At 72.5% G+C, this 4,573-nt stretch carries 3 protein-coding genes; 1 reads left to right on the top strand and 2 read right to left on the bottom strand.

Annotated elements, in window-relative coordinates; translation table 11 throughout:
• Positions 1-661: 661 nt before the first annotated feature.
• Together B7767_RS19395 and B7767_RS19390 are read right to left on the bottom strand one after the other, a co-directional pair.
• Positions 662-1,768: an adenylate/guanylate cyclase domain-containing protein gene (locus B7767_RS19395; protein ID WP_085573287.1), complete on the bottom strand. Its 1,107-nt coding sequence runs from the start codon at positions 1,766-1,768 to the stop codon at positions 662-664.
• A 224-nt stretch (positions 1,769-1,992) separates the two neighbouring features.
• On the bottom strand, positions 1,993-2,877 hold the full coding sequence (locus B7767_RS19390; protein WP_085573286.1) for a biotin--[acetyl-CoA-carboxylase] ligase: 885 nt from the start codon (positions 2,875-2,877) through the stop codon (positions 1,993-1,995).
• Positions 2,878-3,093: 216 nt separating this feature from the next.
• Between B7767_RS19390 and B7767_RS19385 the strand changes: the two genes are divergently transcribed.
• On the top strand, positions 3,094-4,573 hold a 1,480-nt coding region (locus B7767_RS19385; protein ID WP_085573285.1), incomplete at its 3' end, for an acyl-CoA carboxylase subunit beta.

Here is a 4,573-nt window from a genome sequence, read left to right as displayed (position 1 = left end):
CCGCGCCCCGCCCCTCACACGGCCACCGGCACACCCACCGGCTCCCCCGCGGCGAGCGAGGCCACCGGGCCCGTCCCCGAGGCGAGCCCGTCCTCCCCCACGGCCCTGGGCGGCAAGAACCCGGCCCCGCTCACAGCGCCCGAGCGATCGACCCCGCCCCGGGCGCCCACCCCGGACACAACGACCACCCCCACCACACCCACCGGCACCGCACCCCCGGCAACCCGCCGGCCACCGCACCCGCCCACACCCCAGCGGTCCCCGCACAACACTCCGGAGCCGCCCCCTCCGGCCCCCCGCGACCCGACGCCACCACAGCCGGACGCCCCCGCCCCGAGCCCTCGTCCCGGCCTGTGCGTACCGATCATCGGCCTCTGCGTGGGCGGTGGCCCGGGTTAGACGAACCGCGGACGGCCCTCGGCCCCTCACTTGCCGCACAGCGGGCAGAGTGATCCGAGAGGCCCACGCCTCGTTCTCGCGGAGAAGTCCGCCCGTGACGCGTTCGGCGGGCGACGCGCGCTCGGCCGCTTCGGTGACACCGTCAGGCGGGGCGGCGGTATCGCGGACGACACGGTCGACGTGTCTGTCGAGCCGGTCGGCCGGCGGAGCCCTCCGGAACCGCCGGCGGGCGTACGACGGCAGGAGCGGCACGTAAAGATGCCTAGGACGAGACGGAGTCCCCGTTCCGGCGCGTGAGCAGCCAAGGCTCCACCACACCCAGACCACGCACGGGCCGCTGCCACATCGGCTGGAGCGCGAACCGGTAGCCCGGCGGCTCCTCGCCCTCCTTCTCCGCCGCGGCCACCGCCTCGGCCGCCGCCGCCTCGGAGGCGGGCGCGTCACCGGTACGGATCAGCTCCTCGGCGAAGGCGCTGTCGACGAGCACGGCATCGCGCGGGGCTATGGACGTGAGCCGGGAGGCCAGGTTCACGGTCGTACCGAACACATCGCCCATCCGGGTGGTCACCGTGCCGAACGCCATGCCGACCCGCAGCTCCGGCATGGTCTCGTCGTTCGCCATGGTCTCGATCAGCCGCATCGCGATGTCCGCGGCGGTACCGGCGTCGTCGGCGGCGTAGAGCACCTCGTCGCCCAGCGTCTTGATGAGCCGCCCGCCACGCGCGGCGACCAGATCGGCGGCGGTGGTCTCGAAGGCCTCGACGAGCTCGCCGAGCTCCTCCTCCTCCATCCGCCGGGTCAGCCGCGTGAACCCCACGAGGTCCGCGAAGGCGACGGCGAGCCGCCGGTCGACCATCTCCTCGTCGTCGGCGCCCTGCACGACCCGCCCGGCCGATGCGGCGAGCTGCCGCCGCCAGACGTAGACGAGGAACTCCTCCAGCTCGGGCAGGAGCAGCTCGACGATCGGATACGTCACCTCGGTACGGGTCATGCCCGGCTCGGGCGGCTCGGTCAGCCCCTCCAGGAAGGAGTCGATCTGCCACTCGGCCAGCCGGGCGGTGGTCTGTCCGGTGGACCGCGCCACCTGTACCGCCATGGCCTCGCTCAGCAGGCCCGCCTCCACCAGACCGGCGAGCCGGCGCAGGGCGAGTACGTCCGCCTCGGTGAGGGCCTTGGCCTGGCCCACGTCGGCGAAACCCATCGCCCGCCAGAAGCGGGTGGCCAGCTCCATGGTGACGCCGGCGCTGCGGGCCGCCTGGAACGGTGTGTAACGGCGCTCGGCGCCCAGGATGAGCTGTTCGAGGCGCAGGGCAAGCGGATCCTCGCCGGCGCCCTGCCCGTCCGTGGAACCCGAGTCGTCGACGGTCACGCGTGCCCTTCCGATCTGACATGGCCAGGTATCGACCGGGCTCAACTCTACGGCAGGTGTGCGCCAGCTCACTCCGTCAGGTTGAGCCGGGGGTTGCGGTGATCGGCGTTCCCATGGTGACCGGTGTCGGTGCGGGCCGGGGGTGGGGTCGCGGCTCCCGGCACGGGGCATCCCGTACCGTGCCGGGCCGCGACCCCGCCCCCGTCGGACCGGAGCCGCGGGCCTCAGCGCGCGCGCAAGTGCACGATGTCGCCGGCACCCACCGGTTCCTGCACGCCCTCCCCCGTGGCCAGCACCAGCCGCCCGTCGCCGTCCACCGCGACCGCCTCCCCGACCAGTTCCCGGTCCCCCGGCAGCTCCGCCCGCACCACCCGCCCCAGCGTCGCGCACCCCGCCGCATACGTCTCCTGCAGGCCGCTCTCCCCCGGGTCACCCCCCACCGCGCGCCACCGCCCGTACCAGTCCTCCAGCGACCGCAGCACCCCCCGCAGCAACGGATCCCGGTCCGTGCTCACCGCCCCCGCCAGCGCCAGCGACCCCGCGGTGGGCACCGGCAGCTCGTCGTCCCGGAGGCTCACATTGATCCCGACGCCGATCACCACCCCGTCGTCACCGGCCCGCTCCGCCAGGATCCCCCCGGCCTTGCGCTCCTCCCCACCCACCGTGACCAGCAGATCGTTGGGCCACTTCAACGCCGTATCGACGCCCGCGGCCCGCGACAGCCCGGTCGCCACCGCCACACCCGTGAGCAGCGGCAGCCACCCCCACCGAGCCACCGGCACCTCGACGGGCCGCAACAGCACGGAGAAGAACAGTCCCGACCGGGCCGGTGCCGTCCACCGCCGGTCGAGACGCCCGCGCGCGGCGGTCTGCTCCTCCGCGACGAGGACGGCTCCCTCGCCCAGCGCCCCCTCGGCGGCCCGCGCCACGAGGTCGGAGTTGGTGGAACCGGTGCGCTGCACCACGTCCACCTGCGTCCACAATCCGCCCGCGCGCACCAGCCCCCGGCGCAGACCGACGGCGTTCAACGGCGGGCGGCCGAGGTCGGACCAACGTCCCGAACCCGGCTCACTGTGCCCTTCGGGCGTACCTTCAGCATGGGGTGTCATGCGACCCACACTAGGTTTGGCACCCTCCGCCCCGCACAGGGGACGGATCCCGGCCCGGAAGCCGAGGCTCGCAGCCGGCTCTCCGAGGATCTCCTTCCCGTGTCTGTGAAGGGGGCAGCGGTGTGGGAAACACCGCACTGCCGATCGGAAGCCCCCCTACTACGCTACGGATGAGTAACCGTCCCCCCTTTTGAGCAGGCAGGGAGCCGCATCCCGATGTCCGAGCCGGAAGAGCAGCAGCCTGACATTCACACGACCGCGGGCAAGCTCGCGGATCTGAGGCGTCGCATCGAGGAGGCGACGCACGCCGGCTCCGCACGCGCCGTGGAAAAGCAGCACGCCAAGGGCAAGCTGACGGCCCGTGAGCGGATCGACCTCCTGCTCGACGAGGGGTCCTTCGTCGAACTCGACGAGTTCGCGCGGCACCGCTCCACCAACTTCGGCCTCGACGCCAACCGCCCCTACGGCGACGGCGTCGTCACCGGCTACGGCACCGTCGACGGCCGCCCGGTCGCCGTCTTCTCCCAGGACTTCACCGTCTTCGGCGGCGCACTGGGCGAGGTCTACGGCCAGAAGATCGTCAAGGTGATGGACTTCGCGCTGAAGACCGGCTGCCCGGTCGTCGGCATCAACGACTCCGGCGGTGCCCGCATCCAGGAGGGCGTGGCCTCGCTGGGCGCGTACGGCGAGATCTTCCGCCGCAACACCCACGCCTCCGGCGTGATCCCGCAGATCAGTCTGGTCGTCGGCCCGTGCGCGGGCGGCGCGGTCTACTCCCCCGCGATCACCGACTTCACGGTCATGGTCGACCAGACGTCCCACATGTTCATCACCGGGCCCGACGTCATCAAGACGGTCACCGGCGAGGACGTCGGCTTCGAGGAGCTCGGCGGCGCCCGCACCCACAACACCGCGTCCGGCGTGGCCCACCACATGGCCGGCGACGAGAAGGACGCGATCGAGTACGTCAAGCAGCTCCTGTCCTACCTCCCCTCCAACAACCTCTCCGACCCCCCGGCCTTCCCGGAGGAGGCGGACCTGGAGGTCACGGACGAGGACCGCGAGCTCGACACGCTCGTCCCGGACTCGGCCAACCAGCCCTACGACATGCACACCGTCATCGAGCACGTCCTCGACGACGCCGAGTTCTTCGAGACCCAGCCGCTGTTCGCGCCGAACATCCTCACCGGCTACGGCCGCGTCGAGGGCCGCCCCGTCGGCATCGTCGCCAACCAGCCGATGCAGTTCGCCGGCTGCCTGGACATCACCGCCTCCGAGAAGGCGGCCCGCTTCGTGCGCACCTGCGACGCCTTCAACATCCCGGTGCTCACCTTCGTCGACGTCCCCGGCTTCCTGCCCGGCGTCGACCAGGAGCACGACGGCATCATCCGCCGCGGCGCCAAGCTGATCTTCGCCTACGCCGAGGCCACCGTCCCCCTGATCACGGTCATCACCCGCAAGGCGTTCGGCGGCGCGTACGACGTCATGGGCTCCAAGCACCTGGGCGCCGACCTCAACCTCGCCTGGCCCACCGCCCAGATCGCCGTGATGGGCGCACAGGGCGCCGTCAACATCCTGCACCGCCGCACCATCGCCGAGTCGGAGGACGCGGAGGAGACCCGCGCCCGGCTGATGCGGGAGTACGAGGACGCCCTCCTCAACCCCTACGTCGCGGCCGAGCGCGGCTACGTCGACG

This window comes from Streptomyces sp. 13-12-16, from assembly GCF_002114215.1.
Lineage (GTDB): Bacteria > Actinomycetota > Actinomycetes > Streptomycetales > Streptomycetaceae > Streptomyces.
This window is presented reverse-complemented; position numbering and strand designations above follow the sequence as displayed.